The sequence below is a fragment of the Sphingomonas sp. Leaf32 genome, from assembly GCF_001421765.1.
Classification (GTDB): Bacteria; Pseudomonadota; Alphaproteobacteria; order Sphingomonadales; family Sphingomonadaceae; genus Sphingomonas.
In genome coordinates, this window is sequence record NZ_LMLA01000001.1 from 557244 (window position 1) to 580964 (window position 23721).

At 67.2% G+C, this 23721-nt stretch carries 24 protein-coding genes, 1 tRNA gene and 1 pseudogene; 18 read left to right on the plus strand and 8 right to left on the minus strand.

The genetic code is table 11. The annotated features are described in order from the left end of the window. The first annotated feature begins 64 nt into the window (after positions 1 to 64). The 3 genes from ASE83_RS02710 to ASE83_RS02720 are packed head-to-tail and all read left to right on the plus strand — an operon-like array spanning position 65 to position 2669. Positions 65 to 1225, plus strand: a complete 1161-nt coding sequence (locus tag ASE83_RS02710; RefSeq protein ID WP_055785423.1) for a DUF3734 domain-containing protein — start codon at positions 65 to 67, stop codon at positions 1223 to 1225. A gap of 3 nt (positions 1226 to 1228) precedes the next feature. Beyond that, on the plus strand, positions 1229 to 2014 hold the full coding sequence (locus ASE83_RS02715) for a 3-hydroxybutyrate dehydrogenase (protein WP_055785421.1): 786 nt from the start codon (positions 1229 to 1231) through the stop codon (positions 2012 to 2014). Then, positions 1992 to 2669 (plus strand): DUF4893 domain-containing protein, encoded by a 678-nt coding sequence (locus tag ASE83_RS02720; protein WP_235515968.1) that lies wholly within the window; start codon positions 1992 to 1994, stop codon positions 2667 to 2669. The genes ASE83_RS02715 and ASE83_RS02720 overlap by 23 nt, the downstream gene beginning before the upstream one ends. Before the next feature lie 271 nt (positions 2670 to 2940). Here the strand turns inward: ASE83_RS02720 and ASE83_RS02725 are convergent, their stop codons facing one another. After that, positions 2941 to 3402 (minus strand): hypothetical protein, encoded by a 462-nt coding sequence (locus ASE83_RS02725; RefSeq protein WP_055785419.1) that lies wholly within the window; start codon positions 3400 to 3402, stop codon positions 2941 to 2943. A gap of 271 nt (positions 3403 to 3673) precedes the next feature. On the opposite strand from ASE83_RS02725, the gene ASE83_RS18345 reads away from it, so the two are divergent. The 5 genes from ASE83_RS18345 (at position 3674) to ASE83_RS02745 (ending at position 8412) form a co-directional block, all read left to right on the plus strand. Further along, positions 3674 to 3847: a hypothetical protein gene (locus ASE83_RS18345; protein WP_200921829.1), complete on the plus strand. Its 174-nt coding sequence runs from the start codon at positions 3674 to 3676 to the stop codon at positions 3845 to 3847. A 179-nt stretch (positions 3848 to 4026) separates the two neighbouring features. Then, positions 4027 to 5319 carry a 3-methyl-2-oxobutanoate dehydrogenase (2-methylpropanoyl-transferring) subunit alpha gene (locus tag ASE83_RS02730; RefSeq protein ID WP_055785416.1) on the plus strand — a complete coding sequence of 431 codons (1293 nt, stop codon included), beginning with the start codon at positions 4027 to 4029 and terminating at the stop codon, positions 5317 to 5319. Positions 5320 to 5329: 10 nt separating this feature from the next. Further along, a complete protein-coding gene (locus tag ASE83_RS02735) occupies positions 5330 to 6334 on the plus strand; it encodes an alpha-ketoacid dehydrogenase subunit beta (protein WP_055785647.1) in 1005 nt (334 codons plus the stop codon). A 6-nt stretch (positions 6335 to 6340) separates the two neighbouring features. Continuing rightward, positions 6341 to 7663: a dihydrolipoamide acetyltransferase family protein gene (locus tag ASE83_RS02740; RefSeq protein WP_055785413.1), complete on the plus strand. Its 1323-nt coding sequence runs from the start codon at positions 6341 to 6343 to the stop codon at positions 7661 to 7663. A 44-nt stretch (positions 7664 to 7707) separates the two neighbouring features. Continuing rightward, positions 7708 to 8412, plus strand: a complete 705-nt coding sequence (locus ASE83_RS02745) for a DUF4163 domain-containing protein (protein WP_055785409.1) — start codon at positions 7708 to 7710, stop codon at positions 8410 to 8412. A gap of 141 nt (positions 8413 to 8553) precedes the next feature. Here ASE83_RS02745 and ASE83_RS02750 read toward each other — a convergent pair whose 3' ends face one another. Continuing rightward, on the minus strand, positions 8554 to 10323 hold the full coding sequence (locus tag ASE83_RS02750) for a DUF885 domain-containing protein (protein WP_055785406.1): 1770 nt from the start codon (positions 10321 to 10323) through the stop codon (positions 8554 to 8556). Between the two features lie 64 nt (positions 10324 to 10387). Further along, positions 10388 to 11050 (minus strand): uracil-DNA glycosylase, encoded by a 663-nt coding sequence (locus tag ASE83_RS02755; RefSeq protein WP_055785404.1) that lies wholly within the window; start codon positions 11048 to 11050, stop codon positions 10388 to 10390. Positions 11051 to 11072: 22 nt separating this feature from the next. Here ASE83_RS02755 and folK point away from each other — a divergent pair, with 22 nt between their 5' ends. Further along, positions 11073 to 11549: a 2-amino-4-hydroxy-6-hydroxymethyldihydropteridine diphosphokinase gene (gene folK / locus ASE83_RS02760; protein WP_055785400.1), complete on the plus strand. Its 477-nt coding sequence runs from the start codon at positions 11073 to 11075 to the stop codon at positions 11547 to 11549. Between the two features lie 14 nt (positions 11550 to 11563). Then, a tRNA-Lys gene (locus ASE83_RS02765) sits at positions 11564 to 11639 on the plus strand. A gap of 34 nt (positions 11640 to 11673) precedes the next feature. On the opposite strand, the gene ASE83_RS02770 is transcribed toward ASE83_RS02765, so the two are convergent. Further along, positions 11674 to 12207, minus strand: a complete 534-nt coding sequence (locus ASE83_RS02770; protein ID WP_055899481.1) for a DUF3617 domain-containing protein — start codon at positions 12205 to 12207, stop codon at positions 11674 to 11676. Positions 12208 to 12271: 64 nt separating this feature from the next. On the opposite strand from ASE83_RS02770, the gene ASE83_RS02775 reads away from it, so the two are divergent. Together ASE83_RS02775 and ASE83_RS02780 are read left to right on the plus strand one after the other, a co-directional pair. After that, positions 12272 to 12955: a phosphatase PAP2 family protein gene (locus ASE83_RS02775; protein ID WP_055785394.1), complete on the plus strand. Its 684-nt coding sequence runs from the start codon at positions 12272 to 12274 to the stop codon at positions 12953 to 12955. A gap of 98 nt (positions 12956 to 13053) precedes the next feature. Continuing rightward, complete coding sequence (locus ASE83_RS02780; protein WP_055785393.1) at positions 13054 to 13479, plus strand: hypothetical protein; 426 nt, start codon at positions 13054 to 13056, stop codon at positions 13477 to 13479. A 146-nt stretch (positions 13480 to 13625) separates the two neighbouring features. On the opposite strand, the gene ASE83_RS02785 is transcribed toward ASE83_RS02780, so the two are convergent. The 3 genes from ASE83_RS02785 to lepB form a co-directional block, all read right to left on the minus strand. Beyond that, positions 13626 to 14180 carry a DUF922 domain-containing protein gene (locus tag ASE83_RS02785; protein ID WP_055785390.1) on the minus strand — a complete coding sequence of 185 codons (555 nt, stop codon included), beginning with the start codon at positions 14178 to 14180 and terminating at the stop codon, positions 13626 to 13628. Positions 14181 to 14301: 121 nt separating this feature from the next. Next, entirely contained in the window at positions 14302 to 14970 is a 669-nt protein-coding gene (rnc, locus tag ASE83_RS02790) for a ribonuclease III (RefSeq protein WP_055785644.1), read from the minus strand. Next, positions 14967 to 15806, minus strand: a complete 840-nt coding sequence (gene lepB / locus ASE83_RS02795) for a signal peptidase I (RefSeq protein ID WP_156352605.1) — start codon at positions 15804 to 15806, stop codon at positions 14967 to 14969. The genes rnc and lepB overlap by 4 nt, the downstream gene beginning before the upstream one ends. A 111-nt stretch (positions 15807 to 15917) precedes the next feature. Here lepB and pgi point away from each other — a divergent pair, with 111 nt between their 5' ends. After that, positions 15918 to 17429 carry a glucose-6-phosphate isomerase gene (gene pgi / locus ASE83_RS02800; RefSeq protein ID WP_443024303.1) on the plus strand — a complete coding sequence of 504 codons (1512 nt, stop codon included), beginning with the start codon at positions 15918 to 15920 and terminating at the stop codon, positions 17427 to 17429. Then, on the plus strand, positions 17426 to 18775 hold the full coding sequence (gorA, locus tag ASE83_RS02805) for a glutathione-disulfide reductase (RefSeq protein ID WP_055785385.1): 1350 nt from the start codon (positions 17426 to 17428) through the stop codon (positions 18773 to 18775). Before pgi ends, gorA begins: the two co-directional genes overlap by 4 nt. 147 nt (positions 18776 to 18922) lie before the next feature. Here the strand turns inward: gorA and ASE83_RS02810 are convergent, their stop codons facing one another. Further along, positions 18923 to 20188: a dicarboxylate/amino acid:cation symporter gene (locus ASE83_RS02810; protein WP_055785383.1), complete on the minus strand. Its 1266-nt coding sequence runs from the start codon at positions 20186 to 20188 to the stop codon at positions 18923 to 18925. 71 nt (positions 20189 to 20259) lie between these two features. Between ASE83_RS02810 and glmM the strand changes: the two genes are divergently transcribed. From glmM to ASE83_RS02825, 4 genes and pseudogenes are all read left to right on the plus strand, one after another. Next, positions 20260 to 21600 (plus strand): phosphoglucosamine mutase, encoded by a 1341-nt coding sequence (gene glmM, locus ASE83_RS02815; protein WP_055785380.1) that lies wholly within the window; start codon positions 20260 to 20262, stop codon positions 21598 to 21600. A 25-nt stretch (positions 21601 to 21625) separates the two neighbouring features. Then, positions 21626 to 21793, plus strand: a pseudogene (locus tag ASE83_RS18015) (DUF1272 domain-containing protein); the annotation flags it as partial. A 124-nt stretch (positions 21794 to 21917) separates the two neighbouring features. Further along, the gene (gene thiD / locus ASE83_RS02820; protein ID WP_055785377.1) at positions 21918 to 23072 is read left to right on the plus strand and encodes a bifunctional hydroxymethylpyrimidine kinase/phosphomethylpyrimidine kinase; all 1155 of its coding nucleotides are present in this window, start codon (positions 21918 to 21920) and stop codon (positions 23070 to 23072) included. Next, on the plus strand, positions 23065 to 23661 hold the full coding sequence (locus ASE83_RS02825) for a ribonuclease HII (RefSeq protein WP_055785373.1): 597 nt from the start codon (positions 23065 to 23067) through the stop codon (positions 23659 to 23661). The genes thiD and ASE83_RS02825 overlap by 8 nt, the downstream gene beginning before the upstream one ends. Positions 23662 to 23721: the final 60 nt, after the last annotated feature.

Genomic DNA, 23721 nt, shown 5'->3' on the forward strand with positions numbered 1-23721 from the left:
ACCGGCCATGAAATCGGTTGAAGGGGCGTTGAACCCCGTTCGTATAATGCGCAAAGTACCCTCGATGGCTGAAGCTGATCCCCGTTTGCGCCGAAAATCTCCCACCGGACTGCCCTTGCCCGACTGCGTGGCGCTGGTGTTGCAGGGTGGCGGTGCGCTGGGCAGCTACCAGGCCGGGGTGATCGAACGGCTGGGCGAATCGCAGATCGAGATCGACTGGGTCGCCGGCATCTCGATCGGCGCGATCAATGCCGCGATCTTCGCCGGCAACCCGCCCGAGCGGCGGATCGAACGGCTGCGGCAGTTCTGGGAAACGGCGGCGGGCGTGCTGCCCTGGTTCCCGATCCTGCCCGACGACCGCGTGCGCGAATGGGTGCATGAATGGTCGGCTGGCGTCGTACTGGCGACCGGAGTGCCCGGCTTTTTCTGCCCACGCGGGATAGCGCCGCAATTTGCCACGCCGGGATCGCCGGGGGCGCTCAGCTATTACGACACTGCCCCTTTGCGCGAGACGTTGGACACGCTGGTCGACTGGGACCTCGCCAATGACGGCCCGGTGCGGTTGTCGGTCGGCGCGGTGGACATCGAAAGCGGCAACTTCGCCTATTTCGACAGCGCCCGCGAACGGATCGATGCGCGGCATATCATGGCATCGGGCGCATTGCCGCCGGGCCTGCCGCCGGTCGAGATTGACGGGCGCTGGTATTGGGACGGCGGCTTGGTCAGCAACACCCCGCTGACCCACATCCTCGACCATCAGCGCGATCCGATGCTGGTGTTTCAGGTCGATCTGTTTTCCGCTGAGGCCGACCTGCCGCGCACGATCGGCGACGTGGTGGCGCGGGAAAAGGAGATACGCTTTTCCAGTCGCACGCGGCAGGTGACCGCCGAACGGTTGCGTTTGCGGCAGGAGCGCGAGCTGATCCGGCGGCTGGTGAACAAGCTGCCGGACGAACTGCGCGACGATGCCGATGTCCGCGCGCTGGAGGCGATGGCCGACGAACATCCGCTCAGCCTCGTCCATCTGATTTACCGCGCGAACCGTTGGGAAGGCGGCGCACGCGACTATGAATTTTCGACGCGTGCGATGCAGGAACACTGGGCTGCAGGTCGCGCCGCCATTGCCGAGACGATGGCCAATGCCCGTGTCGTCGCTGAAAACATTCTCGACGGGCGCACCGCCGCGTTCGACCTCACCCATCCGCTTCACAAACGCCAAGGATAATCGATGTTCCTGAAGGGCAAGACTGCGATCGTCACCGGCTCCACGTCCGGCATCGGCCTCGCCTATGCAAAGGCGTTCGCGGCCGAGGGCGCGACGGTGGTCATCAACGGCTTCGGCGACGAAGCCGCGATCGAGAAGGAGCGCGCCGCGCTGGCGCAGGCGAGCGGGGCCGAGGCACGCTATGACCCCGCCGACATGACCAAGCCCGAGCAGATCGCGGCGATGGTCGACAAGGCGGCGGCCGAGTTCGGATCGGTCGACATCGTCGTGAACAATGCCGGCATCCAGCATGTCGCGAAGATCGAGGAATTTCCGGTCGACAAATGGGATGCGATCATCGCGATCAACCTGTCATCGGCCTTCCACATGATCCGCGCCGCCGTGCCGCACATGAAGAAGGCGGGCTGGGGCCGGATCATCAACACCGCATCGGCGCACAGCTTGGTCGCCAGCCCGAACAAGTCGGCCTATGTCACCGCCAAGCACGGCCTTGCCGGCCTGACCAAGACCGTCGCGCTGGAAGTCGCGACCTGCGGCATCACCGCCAACTGCATCTCGCCGGGCTATGTGTGGACCCCGCTGGTCGAGCAGCAAATCCCAGATACGATGGCATCGCGCGGCCTGACCCGCGAGCAGGTGATGAACGACGTGCTGCTGGCAGCGCAGCCGACCAAGGAGTTCGTCACCGCCGAACAGGTCGCCAGCCTGGCGCTCTATCTGTGCCGGGACGAGGCGAAGGCGATCACGGGTACCAACCTGTCGATCGATGGCGGCTGGACCGCTGCGTGATCGCGGCATGATCCGCCTCGCTTCGCTGGCGACGGTCCTGGCCGGGTGCGCGACGACCGCCTGTGGCGGCGCGAGTGTCGCGTCCGCCGGATCGAAGGCGCCGGCCACGACCACGGCGTCTGGCTCCGACGATTGGCGACGGGTGGCGACGTCGGCCGATCGCGACCGGTTGCGGCGATGGCGCGACGCGTGGATGGCGGCACTTCCGAAGGCGCGGGCGGCCGACCCGGCGGCCATCGCGGCGCAGGGCGCGCTGTTCGCTCCCGACGGTGCGCTCGCCGGCCCGGCGGCCCCCGCCGGCCGGTATCGTTGCCGCGTGTTCAAGCTGGGCGGGAAGGGCAGCGCGATGCGCGACTTCACCGCCTATCCGGCGTTCGACTGCCGCATCACCGACGAAGGCAGCGTCCGCAGCTTCTACAAGGAAAGCGGATCGCAGCGACCGGTCGGGCTGCTGTTCCCCGATGGCGACCGCACGGTGTTCCTCGGCACGCTGCTGCTGGGCGACGAACGGGCCGCGCTGCAATATGGCCAGGACCGCGACCGCGACATGGCGGGCGTATTGGAGCGGATAGGGGAGCGCCGCTGGCGGCTCGTGCTGCCCTATCCCCGGTTCGAATCCCTGCTGGATGTGGTCGAACTGGTGCCGGCGGAGTAGGAGGAGCCAATCCTCCTTAGGACCGATCGACATTCAGCTACTTCCGGTGTCGTTCCTGATCGCCGCCTCCTACCTCTCCGTCACCCCGGACTTGTTCCGGGGGCCACGGTGCGGCAATCGGTGCGGCATGAGCCCTCGATCGACCGCGACTGCGGCTCGGTGGACCCCGGAACAAGTCCGGGGTGACGAAGAGCATATGGGGATGACTATCGTATCACGCACGTCATCCCGGCCTGCGCCGGAGTGACGTGCGTGGGGAAGAATTCGAAGTCTACACCAACGTCCGCCGCACCGTCTCATAGCAATCGTCGATATGCGAATTACCCACCAGCTTCATCGCGCCGAAGCTGATGCCGGCCGCGGCGATTTGCCCGGCGAACGGTACGAAGCGCAGCAGCGACTTGCTGGCATAGCGCGCGCCGACCTTGCGGATCAGCATCGTGACGATCCGCCGGGTGATCGACCGGCCGATGACGCCGTTGCCCAGGTTGGCGGCGATCAGCAGCACCTGCTTCGCACGATCGGGTTCGAGCGCGTTCACCTGTTTTTCGTCCAGCCCGAACCGGTTGCTGATCTCGGGCAGCAGCTTCGTCAGGATATTCGCATCGACGATCAGGTCCGCGCCCGGCACCGGAACGGCGGAGGCACCGGCCGATACCAGCGCACGCTTGGTCACCAGTTTGCGCGCTTCGTCGCGCACGCGGTCGAGTTCGGTCAGCGAAGTGATCTTCATGAAAAGCCCCGTGTCGTTTCGTTGCCGCATCAACGCTGTTCTGGCCAAGCGGCTCCCCGTCGTTGCGCTCGTTACGATTTCGCCCGGAAAACGGGTAGCTGCATGATCCTGCGCATCGGCACGTTGCTCGCCACTACCCTGTTCGTCCTGCCCGTCCACGCCGCTGCGATGCCGCAGACCCCGGCCGCCGCCGTCGACGCCACCCCGCTGACTGCCAGATGGCCCGGACCGTATCAGGTGGGGGCCGCCATGGGAAAAGGTGACACCAGCGATGTTCCCGGTCGCGTTCCCGGTGGACGCCGACGCCTGGGCCGCGTCCGAAGCGACGGGGAATGCGTGGGACAAGGCGACGGCGGATCGTTTCCGTAACACCCTGCTGTCGACCGGCAACGAGACCGACCGAAAGGAAGTGTGTCGCGTGTTCCGGGATCGCGTCCGGATGTGACCGCGCTGTTCAAACGGCGCGGTTTTCCGACGAACTGACCGGTTTGCCCCGGTCAGCGCCGGAGGAAACTCGTATCAGATGGGACCAGCCTCTCGCCAAGTGCGTTGAAATTATATAACACGCGTTTGTAACGAGTCTGCGCACCCGCCAACGGGCGACGCAGCGGACATGGAGAGTGCATGACCGGCGATAGCCGCACGAATCTGCCGCGCCTGACGCTGCACGTGCCCGAACCCAAATTCCGTCCCGGCGACGCGGTGGACTTTGCCGACGTCGCTGTGCCGCCGGCCGGTGCGCAGGCCCGCCCGGATACGTCCGCCGCGCCCGACAGCTTTCACGACCTCAGCTACACGCTCGTCCGCGTGCTCGACGAGCAGGGGCAGGCGGTCGGCCCGTGGAACCCGCGGCTCGACCCCGACATGCTGCGCCGGATGCTGTTGAAGATGGCGACGGTCCGCGCATTCGACGAACGCATGTTCCGCGCCCAGCGGCAGGGCAAGACCAGCTTCTACATGAAATGCACCGGCGAGGAGGCGATCGCGGTGGCGGGCACCATGGCGCTCGACCGCGACGACATGACCTTTCCTAGCTATCGGCAGCAGGGCATCCTGATTACGCGCGACTATCCGCTGGTCGAGATGATGAACCAGATCTATTCGAATACTGCCGACAAGCTGCAGGGCAAGCAGTTGCCGATCATGTATTCGTCGAAGGACTTCGGCTTCTTCTCGATCTCCGGCAACCTGACCACGCAATATCCGCAGGCGGTGGGCTGGGCGATGGCGTCGGCGTCGAAGGGCGATACCCGGATCGCCGCGACATGGTGCGGGGAGGGGAGTACGGCCGAGGGCGACTTCCACTCGGCGCTGACCTTCGCCACCGTCTATCGCGCGCCGGTCATCTTCAACGTCGTCAACAACCAGTGGGCGATCAGCAGCTTTTCCGGCTTCGCGGGGGCAGAGGCGACGACCTTCGCCGCGCGAGCGATCGGCTATGGCATCGCCGGGCTGCGGGTCGATGGCAACGACGCGCTGGCGGTCTATGCGGCGACCGCCTGGGCGGCCGAGCGGGCGCGGACCAATCAGGGGCCGACGCTGATCGAGCATTTCACCTATCGCGCGGAGGGCCATTCGACCTCCGACGACCCGTCGCAATATCGTTCGGCGGGCGAGCCGACGGCTTGGCCGCTGGGCGATCCGGTCGCGCGGTTGAAGGCGCATCTGGTCGCCATCGGCGAATGGGACGACGACTCCCACGCCGCCATGGATCGGGAGGTAGCCGAACAGGTGCGTGCCGCGCAGAAGGCGGCGGAGGCCAACGGTATCCTGGGCCATGGCCTGCACCAGCCGCTCGACACGTTGTTCGATGGCGTGTTCGAGGAAATGCCCTGGCACCTGCGCGAACAACAGGCGCAGATGATGGCCGAGGAGGAAGCCTCCGGCCGCCCCTGGGCGCGCAAGGAGGGCCACTGACATGGCGCGGATGAACATGATCCAGGCGATCAATTCCGCGATGGACGTGGTGATGGACCGCGATCCGAACGTCATCGTGATGGGCGAGGATGTCGGCTATTTCGGCGGCGTGTTCCGTGCGACGGCGGGCTTGCAGAACAAATACGGCAAGACCCGCGTGTTCGACACGCCGATCACCGAATGCGGCATCATCGGCGTCGCGGTCGGCATGGGCGCCTACGGCCTGCGTCCGGTACCCGAAATCCAGTTCGCCGATTACATCTATCCCGCGCTCGACCAGCTGGTCAGCGAGGCGGCGCGGCTGCGCTATCGCTCGGCGGGTGACTTCACCGCGCCGATCACGGTGCGCTCGCCCTTCGGCGGCGGCATCTTCGGCGGCCAGACGCACAGCCAGTCGCCCGAGGGCATCTTCACCCATGTCAGCGGAATCAAGACGGTGATCCCGTCGACGCCCTATGATGCCAAGGGGCTGCTGATCGCCGCGATCGAGGACAATGATCCGGTCCTCTTTTTCGAACCGAAGCGCATCTATAACGGTCCCTTCGACGGCAATTGGGACAAGCCGGCGCAGAACTGGTCGAAGCATCCCGGCGGTGAAGTGCCCGAGGGCTATTACCGCATCGAGCTGGGCAAGGCGAAGGTCGTGCGCGAAGGCAGCGACCTGACGATCCTCGCATACGGCACGATGGTCCATGTCGCACAGGCGACTGTGGAGACGGCGGGGATCGATGCCGAAATCCTCGACCTGCGCACGCTGGTGCCGCTCGACATCGACGCGATCGAGGCATCGGTGAAGAAGACCGGGCGCTGCATGATCGTGCACGAGGCGACCCGGACGGGCGGCTTCGGCGCCGAATTGTCGGCGCTGGTGCAGGAACGTTGCTTCCACCATCTCGAAGCGCCGATCGAGCGCGTGACCGGCTTCGACACGCCGTATCCGCACAGCCTCGAATGGGCGTATTTCCCGGGGCCGGTCCGCATCGGACAGGCGCTCAAGAAGATCATGCAGGACTGAACCGCCATGGCACGTTTCTCTTTCCGCCTGCCCGACATCGGCGAAGGCATTTCCGAGGCCGAGATCGTCGCGTGGCACGTTGCCATCGGCGACCGTGTCGAGGAAGATGGTCGCCTGGCCGACATGATGACCGACAAGGCGACGGTCGAGATGGAAAGTCCCGTCGCGGGGACCGTCGTCGAACTGGCCGGCGAGCCGGGCGATCAGGTGGCGATCGGCGCGACGCTGGTCGTGATCGAGACCGAGGGTGAGGTGGTCCAGCCGGCGGCGCCCGAGCGTGTCGAGGCCGAGAATCCGGGGGTCGAAGAGGCAGTAAATCCTCCCCGGCACGGGGAGGGGGACCAGCCGCAGGCTGGTGGAGGGGGAGCGCCGCTGGACGCTCCGTCCGCGGTTGTCCCGCAGGCGGCAGCCCCCCTCCACCGTCCTGCGGACGGTCCCCCTCCCCGCGAGCGGGGAGGAGCTTTGGCGTCGCCCGCCGTCCGTGCCCGCGCGGCCGACCTTGGCATCGACCTGTCCGCCGTCCACCACGATGGCCACCATATCCGCCATGCCGATCTCGACGCCTATCTCCGCTACGGCGGCGCGCAGGGCTATCACACCCCCAACGCCAGCCGCGCACGCCCCGACGAAACCGTCAAGGTCATCGGGATGCGCCGTCGCATCGCCGAAAACATGGCGGCGGCGAAGCGCCATATCCCGCATTTCACCTATGTCGAGGAGATCGACGTCACCGCGCTGGAGGCGATGCGCGCCGACCTGAACGCGGCACGCGGCCAGCGGGCCAAGTTGACGATGTTGCCGCTGCTGATCGTCGCGATCTGCCGCACGCTGCCCGACTTCCCGATGCTCAACGCGCGCTATGACGACGAAGCGGGTGTGGTGACGCGCTTCGGCCGGGTGCATCTGGGCATGGCCGCGCAGACCGATGCCGGGCTGATGGTGCCGGTCATCCGCGACGCGCAGGACATGAACCCGTGGCAGTTGGCAGGGGAGATCACCCGCCTTGCCGAAGCGGCGCGCACCGGCAAGGCGAAGTCCGAGGAGTTGTCGGGCGGCACGATCACCATCACCTCGCTCGGGCCGCTGGGCGGGATCGCGACGACGCCGGTCATCAACCGGCCCGAAGTTGCCATCATCGGCCCCAACCGCATCGTCGAGCGGCCCGTGTTCCGCGCGCGGGTGGGTGGTGGCGAGGAGATCGTGAAGGCCAAGCTGATGAACCTGTCGATCAGCTGCGATCACCGCGTCGTCGACGGCCATGACGCCGCGAGCTATGTCCAGGCATTGAAGCGGCTGATCGAAACGCCGGTGCTGCTGTTCGCCGACTGATCCGGGTCGGCGGCCGGTCCCGTTCGGGTGCGGAGGAGTTGGGCATGAGGACAAAGTTGACGATCGGGATGGTGCTGTTGGCGGCGATCACGCCGTCGGCGGTCGCGCAAAAGGCGGCCGACTATGCGTTCGAATACACCTATCCGGTCCAGGCTGCCCGCATCGCGCCGCTCAAGGCATGGCTGGAGGCGGAAAAGGCGAGGCGGCGTGCGTGGCTCGCCCGTACCGCAGCCAATGCGCGCCGGGAGGCGAAGACGGCAGGCGCGCCGTTTCGGGCATATGACATGCAGACCGGGTGGGAGGTCGTGGCCGATACGCCGCGATTCCTGAGCCTGTCGTCCGCCAGCTACAGCGATACCGGCGGTGCGCATGGCAACGGGTCGTCGGGCGGGCTGGTATGGGACAAGCGGGCGGGGCGGCGGATGACCGCCACGGCGTTGTTCGTCTCGACCGCTGCGTTCCGGTCGGCGGTGATGACGCCATGGTGCCGCTGGATGCGTGCCGAGCGGACCCGCCGCGTGGGCGTGGACGCGGGCGATACGGTCTTCGGCCAATGCCCGCCGGTCAAGGACGTGACGGTACTGCTCGGATCGTCGAACGGGCGCAGCTTCGACCGGATCGGCGTTATCGCCGACCAGTATGTCGTCGGCTCCTATGCCGAGGGTCCGTATGAGCACACGCTGCCGGTTACGGCAGCGGTGCTGCGCGCGGTGAAGCCGGAATACCGCACGGCGTTTGCGGTGCGGTAGAATCCTCCCCGGCACGAGGAGGGGGACCATGCGCAGCATGGCGGAGGGGGGTGTCGACCTACGATGCCGTTGCGTTCGCGGCGAACCCCCTCCACCACCGCTTCGCGGCGGTCCCCCTCCCCGTGCCGGGGAGGACCTGCATCACGCGATGGCCTCGCCGAACATCAGCGCCCGGACGAACCGCACCGGCGGCGACCCGTGCGAGATCGCGGCGTCGTTGTAGCGCATCAGGTCGAACTTCGCCCCCGCCCGGCGCTGGGCCTCGCGGCGCATGTCCATATGCTCGCTATACCCGACGAAATAGCTGAGCAATTGGGTCGATCCCAGCCGGGCGCGGGTCCATTTGCCTGCCGCCTCGCGCTCCTGCTGAAACGCGCCTTCCATCATCAGCTTCATCGCCTGTGCCTCGGTCAAACCCTCGGTATGGATGCCGATGTCGAGCAGCGTGTTGGTGATCGACCGCATCCGCATCTTCAGCACGGTCAGCTTGAACAGAGGGTCGCCGTCCAGATAATCGGCATCGGCCATCATCCCCTCGGCATAGACCGCCCAGCCTTCGACGAACGGTCCCGACGACAGCACGGCGCGCAGGACCGACTTGTTCTCGTTGCTATGCGCGATCTGGAGGTAATGGCCCGGCATCGCCTCGTGGATCGACAGGTCGTGGATCATATAGTCGTTATATTCGCGCAGGAACGAGGTCGTCTGCGCTTCGGTCCAATCCGCCGGGATCGGGGACACCGCATAGAAGGTGCCGAGATTCTTTTCGAGCGGTCCCGGGCTGTCGCAATAGGCGACCGACACACCCTGCTGGAACTTGGGCATTTCGATGATCTGGACCGGGGTGGTCGGCACGCGGACCAGCTTCTTCTCACGTACGAACGCCGTTGCGGTTTCCAGCGTCGCGCGCGCTTTGCTCATCACCTGCGACCGGGTCGGACGCCGGGCGTAGGTCATTTCCAGCGCGGCCTCGATCGCCTTCTGTTGCTGCGCCGGGGTCGGCTTGGCCGGCGTCGGCGGCGCCTTGGGCCGACCGCGCAGGACGAGGCGGGCGAGATCGTACATCTGCGCCCGCGTATCGGCGGCGGCCTTCACGGCGCGCGCCTTGATCTCCGTCCGCGACAGCGGAGAGAGGAGGGCGAACTTCACCTTCTGATCGTACAGTTCGGGCGACAGGCGGAAATCCCCCCTGGCGGCCGGGACCAGCACCGTGTCGAGCCAGCGCTGATGTTCGGCGGTCGCCGTCTTCAACGTCGCCACCGCGCGATCGAACCGGGCGCGATCGGATCGGCCGAGCGTCGCCCGGTGCGGGGCCAGCATCGTGTCGACGATCTGGAGCACGCCGGCATTCTGTTTGGCGACGGTGGTCGCATAGATGGCCGGCACCCGCGCGGGTACGATGCTTTCCCGCATCTGCGCGAACATCGCCGGCACCTGTTCCATCCGCTTCGTCGCGGAGCGCAACCGTTGCGGCCACGGCGCGAAGTCGCGGGCGGCCAGCGCATATAGCCCGCCCGAGATGGTCCCCGCCGCCCCCTGCGGGTCCCAGGCGAAGGGTTGCAACACCTCCAGCGTCCACAGTTGATAGCGTAGTTCGTTGTCGAGCAGCGCGGCATCGACCTGATCGTCGCGTGACAGCGATGTGCGGGGAATGGCGTCGAGTTCGTTCAGCGTCGTGCGGAGGAACGCGGCGTCGCGCTCGCGACCTGCGGCGGACAGATCCTCGACCTGATCGTCATAGGCATGGTTGCCGAGCGCGGTGGCGTAGCCCGGATGCAGCCGCGCCATTCCGTCCAGATACCGCTTCGACAGCCGCGCGAAATCGCCCGCCGGCCCGCTCTGCGCCAATGCCGGAAAACTGCCGGCGAGCGGCGCGAGCGCCATCAGCGCAACGAAATGGCGACGATACATTTCAAATATTCCCCCAAGAACCCAAGGTGCAGGCTATCGCGCGTTCTGCGCGGTACAAGCGGATTCAGCCGGCTTCGCGCAGTTCGTTGGCGCGGGCGAACACCGCCGCGAACATCTCGGGCGTCAGCCGTCCGGTGTTCTGGTTGTAGCGCGAGCAGTGATAGCTATCGATCAGGGTGATGCCGCGCGGCATCGCGTGTTCGGCCAGATGCGCGAACCGCGCTTTCGGCAGGCGTCCGCCCAGCACCTTCACCGCTGACTGATGAGCGATCGCACCTAGGGCGACGACGACCCGCAGCGACGGCATGGCGCCCAGATCGGCATCGAGGAACGGGCGGCAGGTCCGGATTTCGTCGGGCGTGGGCTTGTTTTCGGGCGGCAGGCAGCGGACCGCATTGACGATCGTGATCCCCTTCGGAACCGGCGCATCGTCGACCTTGCCGGTATAGGCACCCTCGGCAAGCCCGGCTTCGATCAGCGTGTTCCAGAATAGCGGACCCGATCGGTCGCCGGTGAACGGGCGTCCGGTCCGGTTCGCGCCCTGCAGGCCGGGGGCAAGGCCGATGATCGCCAGCCACGGATCGGCATCGGCCAGCGGCGCGACCGGCGCGTTCCACCAGTTCGGATGTTCGACGCGCAGGCTTTCGCGAAGTTCGGCAAGGCGCGGGCACAGCGGACAGTCGCGCGCCGGTTCGGCGGCGGGGAGGGTAGGGGTAGCGATTTCCATCCCCAGCCGATAGGCGCAGCCGATGGTGACCTCAACCTATGCGATTGCGATCGGTTCGAACCGGCCCGGCCGGCATGGTGGCCCGGTGGCCGAGGTGCAGGCGGCCATCGCTGCGCTCGACGGTGTGCGCGCCGTTGCGCCGATCATCGCCAGTGCGCCGCTCGGGCCGTCCATCCGGCGGTACGCGAATGCCGTCCTGCTGCTCGACAGCGCGTTGTCGCCGCCCGATCTGCTGGCGCTGCTGAAATCGATCGAGCGCGGTTTCGGCCGGCGGCGCGGGCGGCGCTGGGGATCGCGGGTCATCGACCTCGACATCATCTTGTGGTCGGAGGGGAGCTGGCACAGCCCCGGCCTGTGCGTGCCGCATGTCGCCTTTCGCGAACGATCCTTCGTGCTGGGACCGCTGCGCCACCTCGTTCCCCGCTGGCGCGATCCGGTCACCGGACGCACGATCCGCCAGCTGCACCAACTGGTTGACCGCGCCCGCGCGCGGGATTAGGGGCGGGGTTTCGTGGGCCCGTAGCTCAGTTGGTAGAGCAACGGACTTTTAATCTGTAGGTCTCGGGTTCGAATCCCGACGGGCTCACCACGTCGCGCCGCCGGGATTTGTCGAGCGTTCGCCGTTACTTGGCGTCGCAGTCGCCGATGCGTTTGCCCTCGACATGTACCTTTTGCGACATCGTCGTCCGGCCGGTCATTTCCATCTGCTGATCGGTCGTGAAGCTGGTCGGGGTGAAGGTGCCGGTCGTCTTGCCGGTCATCTGCGTGTCGCCGGGCAGCTTGCAACGCATCTGGCTCTCGATCCGGCCGCCGGCGAAGCTGTTGCTGGTGACGGTGCAGTCCGCCCCCGACTGCTTGAGCATCTCCGCCGGACCCTTTGCCGCCTGTTCGGGCGTGATGCAGACGCTGGTGGTCTGGGCGGGCGGGTTGGCGGGCAGTCCGGCGGGCATGTTCGCCATCTTCAGGTCGCTGACCTGCGTGCGCACCTCCCATTTGCCGGCGTCGAGCTTCGGCGTTTCCGCGCCCGATCCGGTTTCGGACGACACGACCTCGCCGGTCGCCGCGTTGCTGGTCAGGGTGGTCGAGCCGGTCTTCTGGTCGCCGCACGCCGACAGCGCCAGCGCACCCAGCGCCACCAATGGGATCAGTTTCTGCACGCACGCTCTCCTGTTGCTATCGTTTCGGAGGTAACACTTCAGCCCCTTCTGCGTTGCGACGTGCATGAGCGAAACTCTTCGTCCCGAACCCCGCCCGTCCCGCCGTGTCCCGTGGAGCATCGTCGGCATCGCCGGTGCGGGTTTCGTCCTGCTGCTGCTGTTCGTCCTTGCCGACCGGGTGGTGCAGGGGAGCAGCTTCGCGTTCGACCGACGGTTGTTGCTGGCGCTGCGCGGGACCGACGGCGCGCCGGTCGCATCGGAAAAGTTCACGTCGATGGTGCGCGACATCACGGCGCTGGGCAGCACGACGGTGCTGACGCTGGTCGTCGCCTTCGTCGCGTTGCTGCTGGCCAGCACCGGGCGGTGGCGGACCGGCGTGCTGGTGGCGGCGGCCTGCGCCAGTGGCAGCTGGGCCAATGCGTTGTTCAAGCAGGCGGTTTCCCGCACGCGACCCGATCTGGTTCCGCATCTGATGACCGAGACGTCGAACAGTTTCCCGAGCGGCCATGCCGCCAATTCGGCCATCGTCTACCTGACGCTGGCGACGCTGGCCTGGCCGCTGCTGCGCCAACCGGCGGCGCGGGCGTTCGCGATGGCCGCCGCCGCGTCGCTGGTCGTCGCGATCGGGATCAGCCGGGTCTATCTGGGCGTGCACTGGCCAAGCGACGTGCTGGCCGGGTGGCTGTTCGGCGCATTGTGGGCGATCGGATGGTGGCGGATCGAACTGCGGGTGCTGGGCGGGCGGTAACGCCGGAAACCTTTGCGGTCCTCCGTAGTGCCGGTTACGTTAGCGCAAACAAAGATATGACGGAGGGATGGATGACGGCGAGATATGCTCTAGCGATAATGGCCTTGGCATTGGGTGCCGGCAGCGCGCAGGCGCAGATCGCCCCCGCTGGCGGCGCACCGACGTCCTCCCCGAACTCCGAAGATACGACGCACAGCGTCAACAACGACCGTGACCAGCAGTTCGCGCTCGACAAGATTCGGGACGAGGCGGGCACGACGATCGACCCGCGCGCATCGCGCCGTGACGCCAAGCGGATCGTGGCGGCAACCCCGTCCGACCTGAAGGTCGGGGCATTGGTGTTCGACAAGGCCGGGGTGACGCTGGGCACGATCGAGGCGGTGAAGGCCGAGGGCGTGCAATTGCTGGCCGGCAGTTCGCGGGCGATGGTGCCGTCGGACGTGTTCGGCGTCAGCCGGGGCAAGCTGGTGCTGAACGTCACCAAGGCCGAGTTCGAGCAACAGACGGGCACCGGCACCCGGTAGGTCGCAAAGGCCGGGAGCGGCGACGGCAAACGGTGTCGTCGCAACCCCGCATCCGTGTGTAGGTCGTAGCCGACACGATTGCGCGTGCGCACGGTAACGCGAAGGCATCCCTGGCGTGCGAGCCGCACCCGCTCGGGGTATGGCAATCAGCGGAACGGCGTAATGACGTCCGCGCCGTGCCGGGTCGCCTTGTCATAGGCGACGTCATGTTCGCCGATCTTGCGCACCGCCGCCATCCCGGCGTCCTTGATCCCGGCGCAGCCGGCGGCGTTCATCGCCGTGACCACGTCGCCGCGATGGTCCCACGCATAGCGGACATGGCCGTCCTCATGCGCCAACAGCGTGGCGCGGAACCGGTCGAACTGCGCACGGACCCTGGCCGGCACGTCGGGATCGGCGAGGCGGGGCACGGTGACGACGGCGGAAAAGCTGATATTGTCGAGCGACGTGCTGCACACGCCCTGCGGATCGCGACGCCAGCGCCAGTTGATGTTCCAGCGGCTCAGGCCGTCGACGCGCTTGCCGTCATTGGGATCGGTCGGGCGCGCGGCGTCGATGGCGCGGCGGATCGCGGCGACGCTGCGGCCGCCCACGGCATATTCCTCGATCCGGACGTCGGGAATGCCATCGAACGGGGTCGTCGATCCTTGCAGCGCGAGGAGGGCGGCAAGCAGGGCGGGGGCGGCGAGGGCGGTCTGCATGGCGGGGAGCCTAACCGCCGTCCGCCCGAACGCAAGTCGGCGGATGGAGGAACATGGTCGCTTTGTTCCTGCGGGTGGCTGGAGGATGCCGACGGGAGCGTTGGTAATCCCGAGACGCTCTCTACCCACCCAACTGCGCGAGCAGCGTCTTCGCCGCCAGCGTCTCGGCCTCCTGTTTCGACGTGCCGGTGGCCTCCGCCGCCGCCAGCTTGCCGATGGTCACGCGCACGGTGAAGCGTGGGGCATGGCCGGGGCCGCTCTTGTCGACGATCGCATATTCGGGCGGGCGGCGGTTGTTGGCGGCGGCCCATTCCTGCAACGCCGATTTCGGATGGCGCGGCACGCGCAACTGCGCATCGATCCGCGAACCCCACAGATCACGCACCAGCGCGCGCGCGGCGTCATGGCCGTGGTCGAGGTAGAAAGCGCCGATCAGCGCCTCCATCACGTCGCCCAGCACATTGTCACTGTCGCCGGCGCCGTCATCGCGTGCCTGCTTGCCGAGCTTGAGATGGGGCACGACGCCGATGCCGCGCGCGATCTCCGCACAGACGGCGCCGGTCACCAGCGCGTTGAACCGCTTCGACAGCGCGCCTTCGCTCTCCGCCGGGAAACGATCGTAGAGCCATTCGGCGACAGCGAGGCCCAGCACGCGGTCGCCGAGGAATTCGAGCCGCTCATAGGTTGCGCGTGCGGTGCTGCCATGGGTCAGCGCGCGGGCATAATCGTCGATCCGGGTCGGCGCGCGGCCCAGCGCCTGGCCGACCCAGCCGTGCAGGGCGTCGCTCAGAAGCCTTCCCCGATCCGGTGCCAGCGCGCGGCCGAGAACCACGTCCAGGGCAGCAGCCACTGGGCCGAGCCATCGGTCGAGAAGAAGTTCACGACGGCCTTGCCCTCGATATTCTCCAACGGGACGATCCCGATGCCACCGCCTTCGCGGGCCGGGAAACGGCTGTCGGCGCTGTCGTCGCGATTGTCGCCCATCAGGAAGGCATGACCGGCGGGGACGGTGAACACGCCGGTATCGTCCGCCTCGGTCGTGCCGAGGTCGAGGACGTTGTAGCTCTTGCCGTTCGGCAGCGTCTCGCGGAACTGCGGATAGGCGCAGACCGGCTGGTTCGCGACGACCTTCTGGAAGGCATAGTCGCAGTCGGTGTTGGGCGATACCGGCGCGACCCAGTCGGCGATGCGCTGCTTCGGGATCGCCTTGCCGTTCAAGAACAATTGTCCGCCGCGCATCTGGATCGTGTCGCCCGGAATGCCGATCACGCGCTTGATATAATCCTGCTTGGCGGTCGGCGGCGCCTTGAACACCACCACGTCACCGCGTGCGGGCGTGCGCGGCAGGATGCGGCCGGGGATCAGCGGGATACCCCATGGCAGCGAATAGCGCGAATAGCCGTAGTTCCATTTGGTGATGAACAGATAGTCGCCGATCATCAGGCGCGGCTGCATCGACCCGGAGGGAATCGAGAAGGGCGAGAACAGGAACGACCGGATGATGAACACCACGATCGCCAGCTTCAGCAGGAAGACCATCAGGTCCGCCCCTTCCGAACGCTTCGGTTTGGTGGCGGGCGCGGGCGGAGTCGGCGTGGGAGCGGCCGGGGCGGGGTCGAGAGCCATGGATTCTGCCATGCTTGGGCGGGGGCGGGGCGTCAAGCGGGTTGGGGCGGCTATCTCCTCTGGACCTGCCCCCGTCCTCCGCTCTAGGGCAGCGCCATCCTAACCGACGACATGACGAGGGACGATATGGCGATGCAGGACTGGTCCGCGATCGAGGGGCTTGGCAGCACGAAGCTCACCGAATTGTTCGCAAACGATCCCGACCGGCTGGCCAGGCTGACCGTCGATGTCGGCGGGCTGCATTTCGATTTCGCCAAGACGCATCTCGACGATGCCGCGATCGAGGCGTTCACCGGGCTGGCCGCGACGATGGAACTGGCCGCCAAGCGCGACGCGCTGTTCAGCGGACAGGTCGTCAACGTGACCGAAGGCCGCGCCGCGACCCACACCGCCGAGCGCGGCGAGGGCAATCCCGACGACGTGGCGCAGGCACGCGCGTTCCAGTCGCGGATGCGGCAAGTCATCGACGCGATCGAGGCGGAGGCGTTCGGCCCGGTGCGCCATATCCTGCATGTCGGCATCGGCGGGTCGGCGCTCGGCCCCGACCTGATCTTCGACGCGCTGGGGCGGGACGAGGACAAGTATGACGTCGCGATCGTGTCGAACGTCGACGGGGTGGCGATGGAGGAGGCGGTCAAGGGCTTCGACCCCGCCGCCACGCTGCTGGTGGTCGCGTCCAAGACCTTCACCACGACCGAGACGATGCTGAATGCCGAGTCCGCGATGGCGTGGATGCGCGAGGGCGGCGTCGAGGACCCGTTCGGGCGCGTGATCGCGCTGACCGCTTCGCCCGAGCGCGCGGTGGAATGGGGCGTCGACGAAACCCGCGTGCTGCCCTTCGCCGAGTCGGTCGGCGGGCGCTATTCGTTGTGGTCGACCCTGGGCTTTCCGTTCGCGCTGGCGCTGGGCTTTGCGGCCTATGAGGAACTGCTGGAGGGTGCGGCCGAGATGGACCGGCATTTCCGCCTGACCGAACCGGCGAGGAACGCGCCGGTGCTGGCCGCTTTTGCCGACCTCTATTATTCGCAGGTGCGCGGGTGCGAAACGCGGGCGACCTTTGCCTATGACGAGCGGTTGCGGCTGCTGCCGTCCTATCTCCAGCAGTTGGAGATGGAATCGAACGGCAAGTCGGTGACGGCGGCGGGCGAACCTTTGGGGCGCAATTCAGCGGCGATCACCTGGGGTGGCGTGGGCACCGATGCGCAACATGCGGTGTTCCAGTTGCTGCACCAGGGGACGCGGATCGTGCCGCTGGAGTTCGTCGCGGTGGTGGAGGCGGGCGATACGCTCGACCCGGCGCATCACCGGCAGTTGCTGCTCAATGCGTTCGCGCAGGGGGCCGCGCTGATGGCGGGGAAGGCCAATGCCGATCCGGCGCGCGCCTATGCCGGCGACCGGCCGTCGTCGACGATCCTGTTGCAGGATCTCGACGCGCGGACGCTGGGCGCGCTGATCGCGTTCTACGAGGCGCGGGTGTTCGTGAACGCGGCGCTGCTGGGCATCAATCCGTTCGACCAGTTCGGCGTCGAGCTGGGCAAGGAAATGGCGAAGGCAGCCGATGCGGGTGGTCAGACGTTCGATGCGTCGACCAACGATCTTCTGGCACGGGCGGGACTTGCATGAGCGATTACGATTACGACCTGTTCGTCATCGGCGCGGGATCGGGCGGCACCCGCGCCGCCCGCGTCTCGGCGGCGTACGGCGCGAAGGTAGCGGTGGCGGAGGAATATCGTGTCGGCGGTACCTGCGTCATCCGGGGCTGCGTGCCGAAGAAGCTGCTGGTGTATGGCGCGCACTTCGCCGAGGATTTGCGCGATGCGAACGCGTTCGGCTGGGACGTGCCGGCGCAGTGTGATTTCAGCTGGCAGCGGCTGCGCGACAATGTGCTGAGCGAGGTCGACCGGATCAACGGCGCGTACACATCGACGCTGGAAAACCACGGCGTCGAGATCATCCACGAACGCGCAACCGTCACCGGACCGCATTCGGTGAAGCTGGCGAGCGGGCGCGAGGTGACGGCCGAGCGCATCCTGATCGCGGTCGGTGCCACGCCGGCGGTGCCGTCGTGCCCGGGTGCGGAGCATGGCATCACCTCGAACGAGGCGTTCCACCTCGACGCGATCCCGAAGCGCATCCTGATCGCGGGTGCGGGCTATATCGCCAACGAGTTCGCGGGCGTGTTCCACCAGTTCGGGGCGCACGTCATCCTCATCAACCGCACCGACGTGATCCTGCGCGGCTATGATGAATCGATCCGCGACCGGCTGCTGCAGATTTCGATGACCAAGGGCATCGAGTTCCGCTTCCATGCCGAGTTCGAGGGGATCGAGAAGGGCGACGACGGTTGCCTGACCGTCAGGATGTCGGGGCATGAACCGGTCACCGTCGACATGGTGATGTTCGCGACCGGACGCACGCCCAATACCGAGGGGCTGGGGCTGGAGAGCGCCGGTATCGCGCTGGACGACAAGGGGGCGGTCAAGGTCAACGAGCAGGCGCAGTCGTCCTGCCCGTCCATCTATGCGGTCGGCGACGTGACCAACCGCGTGCAGCTGACCCCGGTCGCGATCCGCGAAGGCCAGGCATTCGCCGACCGCACCTATGGCGGCAAGGACGTGACGCTCGATTACGAAAACATCCCGGCGGCGGTGTTCAGCCATCCGCCGATGGCGGGTGTCGGCATGACCGAGGGCGAGGCCAAGAGCAAGCTGGGGTCGGTCAAGGTCTATCTGTCCGATTTCCGCCCGATGAAGAACGTGCTGGCCGGCCGCAACGAACGCGCGCTGTACAAGATGATCTGCGAGGAGACGACCGGACGGATCGTTGGCTTGCACATGATCGGGCCGGATGCGCCGGAGATATTGCAGGCGGCGGCGATCGCGGTGAAGGCCGGGCTTACGAAGGAAGCGTTCGACCAGACGGTCGCGCTGCATCCGACGATGGCGGAAGAACTGGTGCTGATGAAGTAGTTCCAAATCCTCCCCGGCACGGGGAGGGGGACCATGCGAAGCATAGTGGAGGGGGCGGGCCTTGCAACGCAACGGTTCCGTATGCGGACACCCCCCTCCACCAGCTTTGCTGGTCCCCCTCCCCCTCCCCGTGCCGGGGAGGAGCTTTCAGCCTTCCGCCAAAATCGCGTCCGCCTCGGTGACCGCCGATCCGCCGACCCGTTCGCCGATGGTCGCGGTCACCGCGACGTTCATCGTGACGTTGCCAAGCGTCCGCACGATGTCGGGCAGGGTTTCGACCGCCACCAGCAGCGCCAGCGGCTCCACCGGCACGCCCATCGCCACCGCGATCGGGGCGATCGACGATACGAAGCTGATCTGCCCCGGCAAACTCGCCGCGCCCATCGTGGTGATCGCACCGGCGGCGATACCCGCCGCGATCTGTCCGGCGCCCAACGGCACGCCGAACACATGCGCGACGTAGAGCGCGACGCCAAGGTTCATCGCCGGACCCGTCGCGCGGAACAGCGCCACCGCCATCGGCAGCACCACACCCGAGGTCGCGACCGGCACGCCGACATCACCCGCGCCCTTCAGCATCGCGGGCAGCGAGGCGAGCGAGCTTTGCGTAGAGATCGCGACCGCCTGTGCCGGCGCCGTCGCCTTCAAAAAGCGGCCGATCGGCACCCGCCCGCCGAAGCGCGCCAGCGGATAGGCGAGCAGCCAGATGCCGAGGCCCACGCTCATCAACACCAGCACATAATGGATCAGCGCCCCGAACGCCGCCGTGCCGGCCCTGGCACCCACGACATAGCCCAGTGCGAAGACGCCGACCGGTCCCAGCCACAAAACCCAGTTGATGACGATCAGCATCGTGTCGGCAATCGCCTGAAACAACCGGACCAGCACGCCGCGATTATCCTGCGGCAATCGGGTGAGCGCGAAACCGAACACCAACGTGAACAGGATCAGCGGCAGGAACTGGTCGTTGGCGGCGGCCGATACCGGGTTGGTCGGCACGATCGCGACGAGGAAGTCGGTGAAGGGCGGGACCTGCGCGGCAGGGGCAGCGGTGCCGAAGGTCGCGCGCAATGCCTCCGCCGCCGTATTGCCCAGCGGGAACAGGTCGAGCAGCGTCAGCGTGAACAACGCGCCCAGCGCCGAGGACGTCCACAGGATGACGATGAACAACAGCAGCGATCGGGTGGCGATCCGCCCGGCGCGCGCCGCCTCCGCCGTCTGGGCGATGCCGGTGATGAGGAGGGACACGACCAGCGGGACGATGGTCATGCGCAAGGCGTTCAGCCACGCGGTGCCGATCGGTTCGGCGATGGCGATGCCCGACAGGGCGGTGTCCGGCGACTGTCCCGCCAGGAAAACGCCCAGCGCCAGCCCCGCACCCAGTCCCGCCAATATTCGTGTCGCCTGCGACATGCTCGCCCTTTTGCAAAAGTGGCGGTAATACCCCGCCCAACCGAACGCTCAACCTGAAGGCGTATGTGACGATGGCAAGGAAATATTTCGGTACCGACGGGATTCGCGGGCTGACCAACACCAAGCCGATGACCGCCGAGATGGCGATGCGGATCGGCATGGCGGCGGGCGCGCACTTCCGCCGGGGCGATCACCGACACCGCGTGGTGATCGGCAAGGACACCCGGCTGTCGGGCTATATGCTGGAAAACGCGATGGTCGCGGGCTTCACCTCGGTCGGCATGGACGTGGTGCTGGTCGGCCCGTTGCCGACCCCGGCGGTCGCGATGCTGACCCATTCGATGCGCGCCGACATGGGCGTGATGATCTCCGCCAGCCACAATCCGTATCAGGACAATGGCATCAAGCTGTTCGGTCCGGACGGCTACAAGCTGTCGGACGCCGACGAACTGGCGATCGAGGCGCTGATCGACAGCGAGGTCGAACTGGCGGCACCGGGCGACATCGGCCGCGCCAACCGGATCGAGGATGCGCGCGGGCGCTACATCCACTTCGCCAAGTCGACCTTCCCCGAAAACCTCCGGCTCGACGGGATGAAGCTGGTCGTCGATTGTGCGAATGGTGCGGCGTACAATGTCGCGCCGTCGGCCTTGTGGGAACTGGGCGCGGAGGTCATCGCGATCGGGGTGACGCCCAATGGCAAGAACATCAACGACCGCGTGGGATCGACCGCGCCGCAGACGCTGTCGGAAACGGTCGTGGCCTCCGGCGCGGCGGTCGGGATCGCGCTGGACGGCGATGCCGACCGGCTGATCGTGGTAGACGAAGCCGGCAAGGTGATCGACGGCGACCAGCTGATGGCGACGATCGCCGCCAGCTGGGCGCGCGCCGGGCGGCTGAAGGGCGGGGGGCTGGTCGCCACCGTCATGTCGAACCTGGGGCTGGAGCGGCATCTGGCGGCGCAGGGGCTGGGGCTGGTGCGGACCTCCGTGGGCGACCGCCATGTCCTCGAAAAGATGCGGACCGCCGGATATAATGTCGGCGGCGAACAGTCGGGGCATATCATCCTGTCCGACTATGCGACGACCGGCGACGGCCTGGTCGCGGCGTTGCAGGTGCTGGCCGAAATCCAGCGCGCCGGGGCACCGGCGAGCGAGGTGCTGCACCGATTCGATCCGCTGCCGCAGCTGCTCAAGAATGTCCGCTTCGCCGGCGGCAAGCCGCTGGACGATCCGCGCGTCAAGGAGGTCGTCGCGGGCGTCGAGGCGGAACTGGCCGGGCGCGGGCGGCTGGTGCTGCGGGCGTCGGGGACCGAGCCGGTGATCCGGGTGATGGCCGAGGGCGAGGACGCGGGCCATGTCGAACAGGTCGTCGACCGCATCTGCGACGCGGTGCGGCAGGCGGCGGGCTGATGCTGGCTCGAAAGGCGCAAGCCTGATGCTTGAAATGAAACCGGCGTGCGAGCGGTGCGACGCGCCGCTGCCGGCGGCGGCGCATGGGGCGTTCATCTGTTCGCGTGAGGATACGTTCTGCGCGGATTGTGCGGACGAGCTGGACGAGGTTTGTCCGAACTGCCGGGGCGAGTTGGTGGATCGGCCGACCAGACGCATTGGCCGCATACGGAACCGTTGCGTTGCGCCGACACCCCCCTCCACCATGCTTCGCATGGTCCCCCTCCCCGTGCCGGGGAGGAGCTTGAACGTTCCGCTGGGACTGCTAACCCCACCCCATGACCACACCCCGTATCCTGATCGTCGCCGGTTCCGATTCCGGCGGGGGCGCCGGTATCCAGGCCGACATCAAGACCGCGACGATGCTGGGCGCGCACGCGATGACCGCGATCACGGCGGTCACGGCGCAGAACACGCTGGGCGTCGACGCGGTCCACCCGATCCCGACCGACATGGTCATGGCGCAGATCGACGCGGTGGTGCGCGACATCGGCGTCGATGCGATAAAGATCGGCATGATCGGATCGGCGCGTACGGCGCACGCGCTCGCCGACCGGTTGCGCGACCTGCCGGGCGTGCCGGTGGTGTTCGATCCGGTGATGATCTCGACCAGCGGTGCGCGGCTGGCCGATGAGGCGACGGTCGCGGCGTTCGAACGGCTGATGGCGGTCGCCACGGTGGCGACGCCGAACCTGCCCGAACTGGCGGCACTGGGCGGCGTGGGCGAGGTGTTGTCGCGCGGCTGTGCGGTGCTGGAAAAGGGCGGCCATGGCGAGGGCGAGGTGCTGGTCGACCGGCTACATCAGCGGGGAAGCGGCGCTGCGCCGCTGATTGAATGGTCCAGCCCCCGCATCGACGGCATGGCGACGCACGGCACCGGCTGTACCCTCTCGACGGCGATCGCGTGCGAGCTGGCGAAGGAATGGACGCTGGTCGAGGCGATCGGTCGCGCGCGCAGCTTCGTGCGGATCGCGATGCTGGACGCCGACGAACTGGGGCGCGGGGCGGGGCCGATGGCGCAGCAGGGGGTGCGGCTGGACCTCAACCAGTCGCGCTGGTCGCCGATGCTGAACCAGGTGACGGTGCCGGCCAGCGACGTGCCGGCCAGCGAGCATTTCTACCGCCTGCTCGGCCTCAAGACGATCGTCCGCTCCAGCCGCCGCTACGCCCGGTTCGAGAGCGAGGGCGGAGCGACCTTCTCGATCGAAATGACCGATGATCGCAAGGTGCCGGCGGTGTATTTCGAGGTCGGCGACCTGAACGTCGTGGTCCATTATCTGAAGGGACAGGGGCTGTCCTTCGCGCAGGAGCCGATCGATCGCCCCTGGGGCTGGCGCGAGGCACGGCTGTTCGATCCGGCGGGCAACGAGGTGTGCCTGTACCAGGCGGGCGAGATGCGGCGCTTTCCGCCGTGGCGCATCGCCGATGCCTGATTTCTTCCACGAGGCCTGCCATGTGGGACCAGTGGCGGGGGTGGACGAAGCCGGGCGCGGACCGCTGGCCGGGCCGGTGGTCGCCGCCGCCGTCATCCTCGACCGCGATTGCGTGCCGGACGGGTTGAACGATTCCAAGCAGTTGAGCGCGAAACGTCGCGCGGTGCTGCACGCCCGGCTGCTGGAATGCGCAACGGTCGGGGTAGGGATCGCCAGCGTCGAGGAGATCGACCGGTTGAACATCCTGTGGGCAACGATGCTGGCGATGGAACGCGCGGTCGATGCGCTGGGGATCGCGTGCGGCATGGTGCTGGTCGACGGCAATCGCTGTCCGAACTGGGGCCATCCGAGTGTCGCGGTGGTCGGCGGCGACGCGATCAGCCTGTCGATCGCCGCCGCCTCGATCGTCGCGAAACAGACCCGCGATGCGATGATGGTCGAGGCGGACGTGCTGCACCCCGGCTATGGCTGGGCGTCGAACAAGGGCTATGGCGCAAAGGTGCATCTGAAGGCGCTGCGGACGCTCGGCCCCACGCCGCTGCACCGGCGGAGCTTCGCACCGGTCGCGCAGGTGTGCCTGTCGCTCTGATTTGCGCGTATTTGCGACGAACCGAGTGATACCAGATATGGAGCCTGTGCCGGCTGTGCA

What these genes read in the sequence shown, in the direction of transcription:
- ASE83_RS02710 (WP_055785423.1), top strand. Translation starts at nt 65, where the DNA reads ATGGCTGAAGCTGATCCCCGTTTGCGCCGAAAATCTCCCACCGGACTG.
- ASE83_RS02715 (WP_055785421.1), top strand. Translation starts at nt 1,229, where the DNA reads ATGTTCCTGAAGGGCAAGACTGCGATCGTCACCGGCTCCACGTCCGGC.
- ASE83_RS02720 (WP_235515968.1), top strand. Translation starts at nt 1,992, where the DNA reads ATGGCGGCTGGACCGCTGCGTGATCGCGGCATGATCCGCCTCGCTTCG.
- ASE83_RS02725 (WP_055785419.1), bottom strand. Translation starts at nt 3,402, where the DNA reads ATGAAGATCACTTCGCTGACCGAACTCGACCGCGTGCGCGACGAAGCG.
- ASE83_RS18345 (WP_200921829.1), top strand. Translation starts at nt 3,674, where the DNA reads ATGTTCCCGGTCGCGTTCCCGGTGGACGCCGACGCCTGGGCCGCGTCC.
- ASE83_RS02730 (WP_055785416.1), top strand. Translation starts at nt 4,027, where the DNA reads ATGACCGGCGATAGCCGCACGAATCTGCCGCGCCTGACGCTGCACGTG.
- ASE83_RS02735 (WP_055785647.1), top strand. Translation starts at nt 5,330, where the DNA reads ATGAACATGATCCAGGCGATCAATTCCGCGATGGACGTGGTGATGGAC.
- ASE83_RS02740 (WP_055785413.1), top strand. Translation starts at nt 6,341, where the DNA reads ATGGCACGTTTCTCTTTCCGCCTGCCCGACATCGGCGAAGGCATTTCC.
- ASE83_RS02745 (WP_055785409.1), top strand. Translation starts at nt 7,708, where the DNA reads ATGAGGACAAAGTTGACGATCGGGATGGTGCTGTTGGCGGCGATCACG.
- ASE83_RS02750 (WP_055785406.1), bottom strand. Translation starts at nt 10,323, where the DNA reads ATGTATCGTCGCCATTTCGTTGCGCTGATGGCGCTCGCGCCGCTCGCC.
- ASE83_RS02755 (WP_055785404.1), bottom strand. Translation starts at nt 11,050, where the DNA reads ATGGAAATCGCTACCCCTACCCTCCCCGCCGCCGAACCGGCGCGCGAC.
- folK (WP_055785400.1), top strand. Translation starts at nt 11,073, where the DNA reads ATGGTGACCTCAACCTATGCGATTGCGATCGGTTCGAACCGGCCCGGC.
- ASE83_RS02775 (WP_055785394.1), top strand. Translation starts at nt 12,272, where the DNA reads ATGAGCGAAACTCTTCGTCCCGAACCCCGCCCGTCCCGCCGTGTCCCG.
- ASE83_RS02780 (WP_055785393.1), top strand. Translation starts at nt 13,054, where the DNA reads ATGGCCTTGGCATTGGGTGCCGGCAGCGCGCAGGCGCAGATCGCCCCC.
- ASE83_RS02785 (WP_055785390.1), bottom strand. Translation starts at nt 14,180, where the DNA reads ATGCAGACCGCCCTCGCCGCCCCCGCCCTGCTTGCCGCCCTCCTCGCG.
- lepB (WP_156352605.1), bottom strand. Translation starts at nt 15,806, where the DNA reads ATGGCTCTCGACCCCGCCCCGGCCGCTCCCACGCCGACTCCGCCCGCG.
- pgi (WP_443024303.1), top strand. Translation starts at nt 15,918, where the DNA reads ATGACGAGGGACGATATGGCGATGCAGGACTGGTCCGCGATCGAGGGG.
- gorA (WP_055785385.1), top strand. Translation starts at nt 17,426, where the DNA reads ATGAGCGATTACGATTACGACCTGTTCGTCATCGGCGCGGGATCGGGC.
- ASE83_RS02810 (WP_055785383.1), bottom strand. Translation starts at nt 20,188, where the DNA reads ATGTCGCAGGCGACACGAATATTGGCGGGACTGGGTGCGGGGCTGGCG.
- glmM (WP_055785380.1), top strand. Translation starts at nt 20,260, where the DNA reads ATGGCAAGGAAATATTTCGGTACCGACGGGATTCGCGGGCTGACCAAC.
- thiD (WP_055785377.1), top strand. Translation starts at nt 21,918, where the DNA reads ATGACCACACCCCGTATCCTGATCGTCGCCGGTTCCGATTCCGGCGGG.
- ASE83_RS02825 (WP_055785373.1), top strand. Translation starts at nt 23,065, where the DNA reads ATGCCTGATTTCTTCCACGAGGCCTGCCATGTGGGACCAGTGGCGGGG.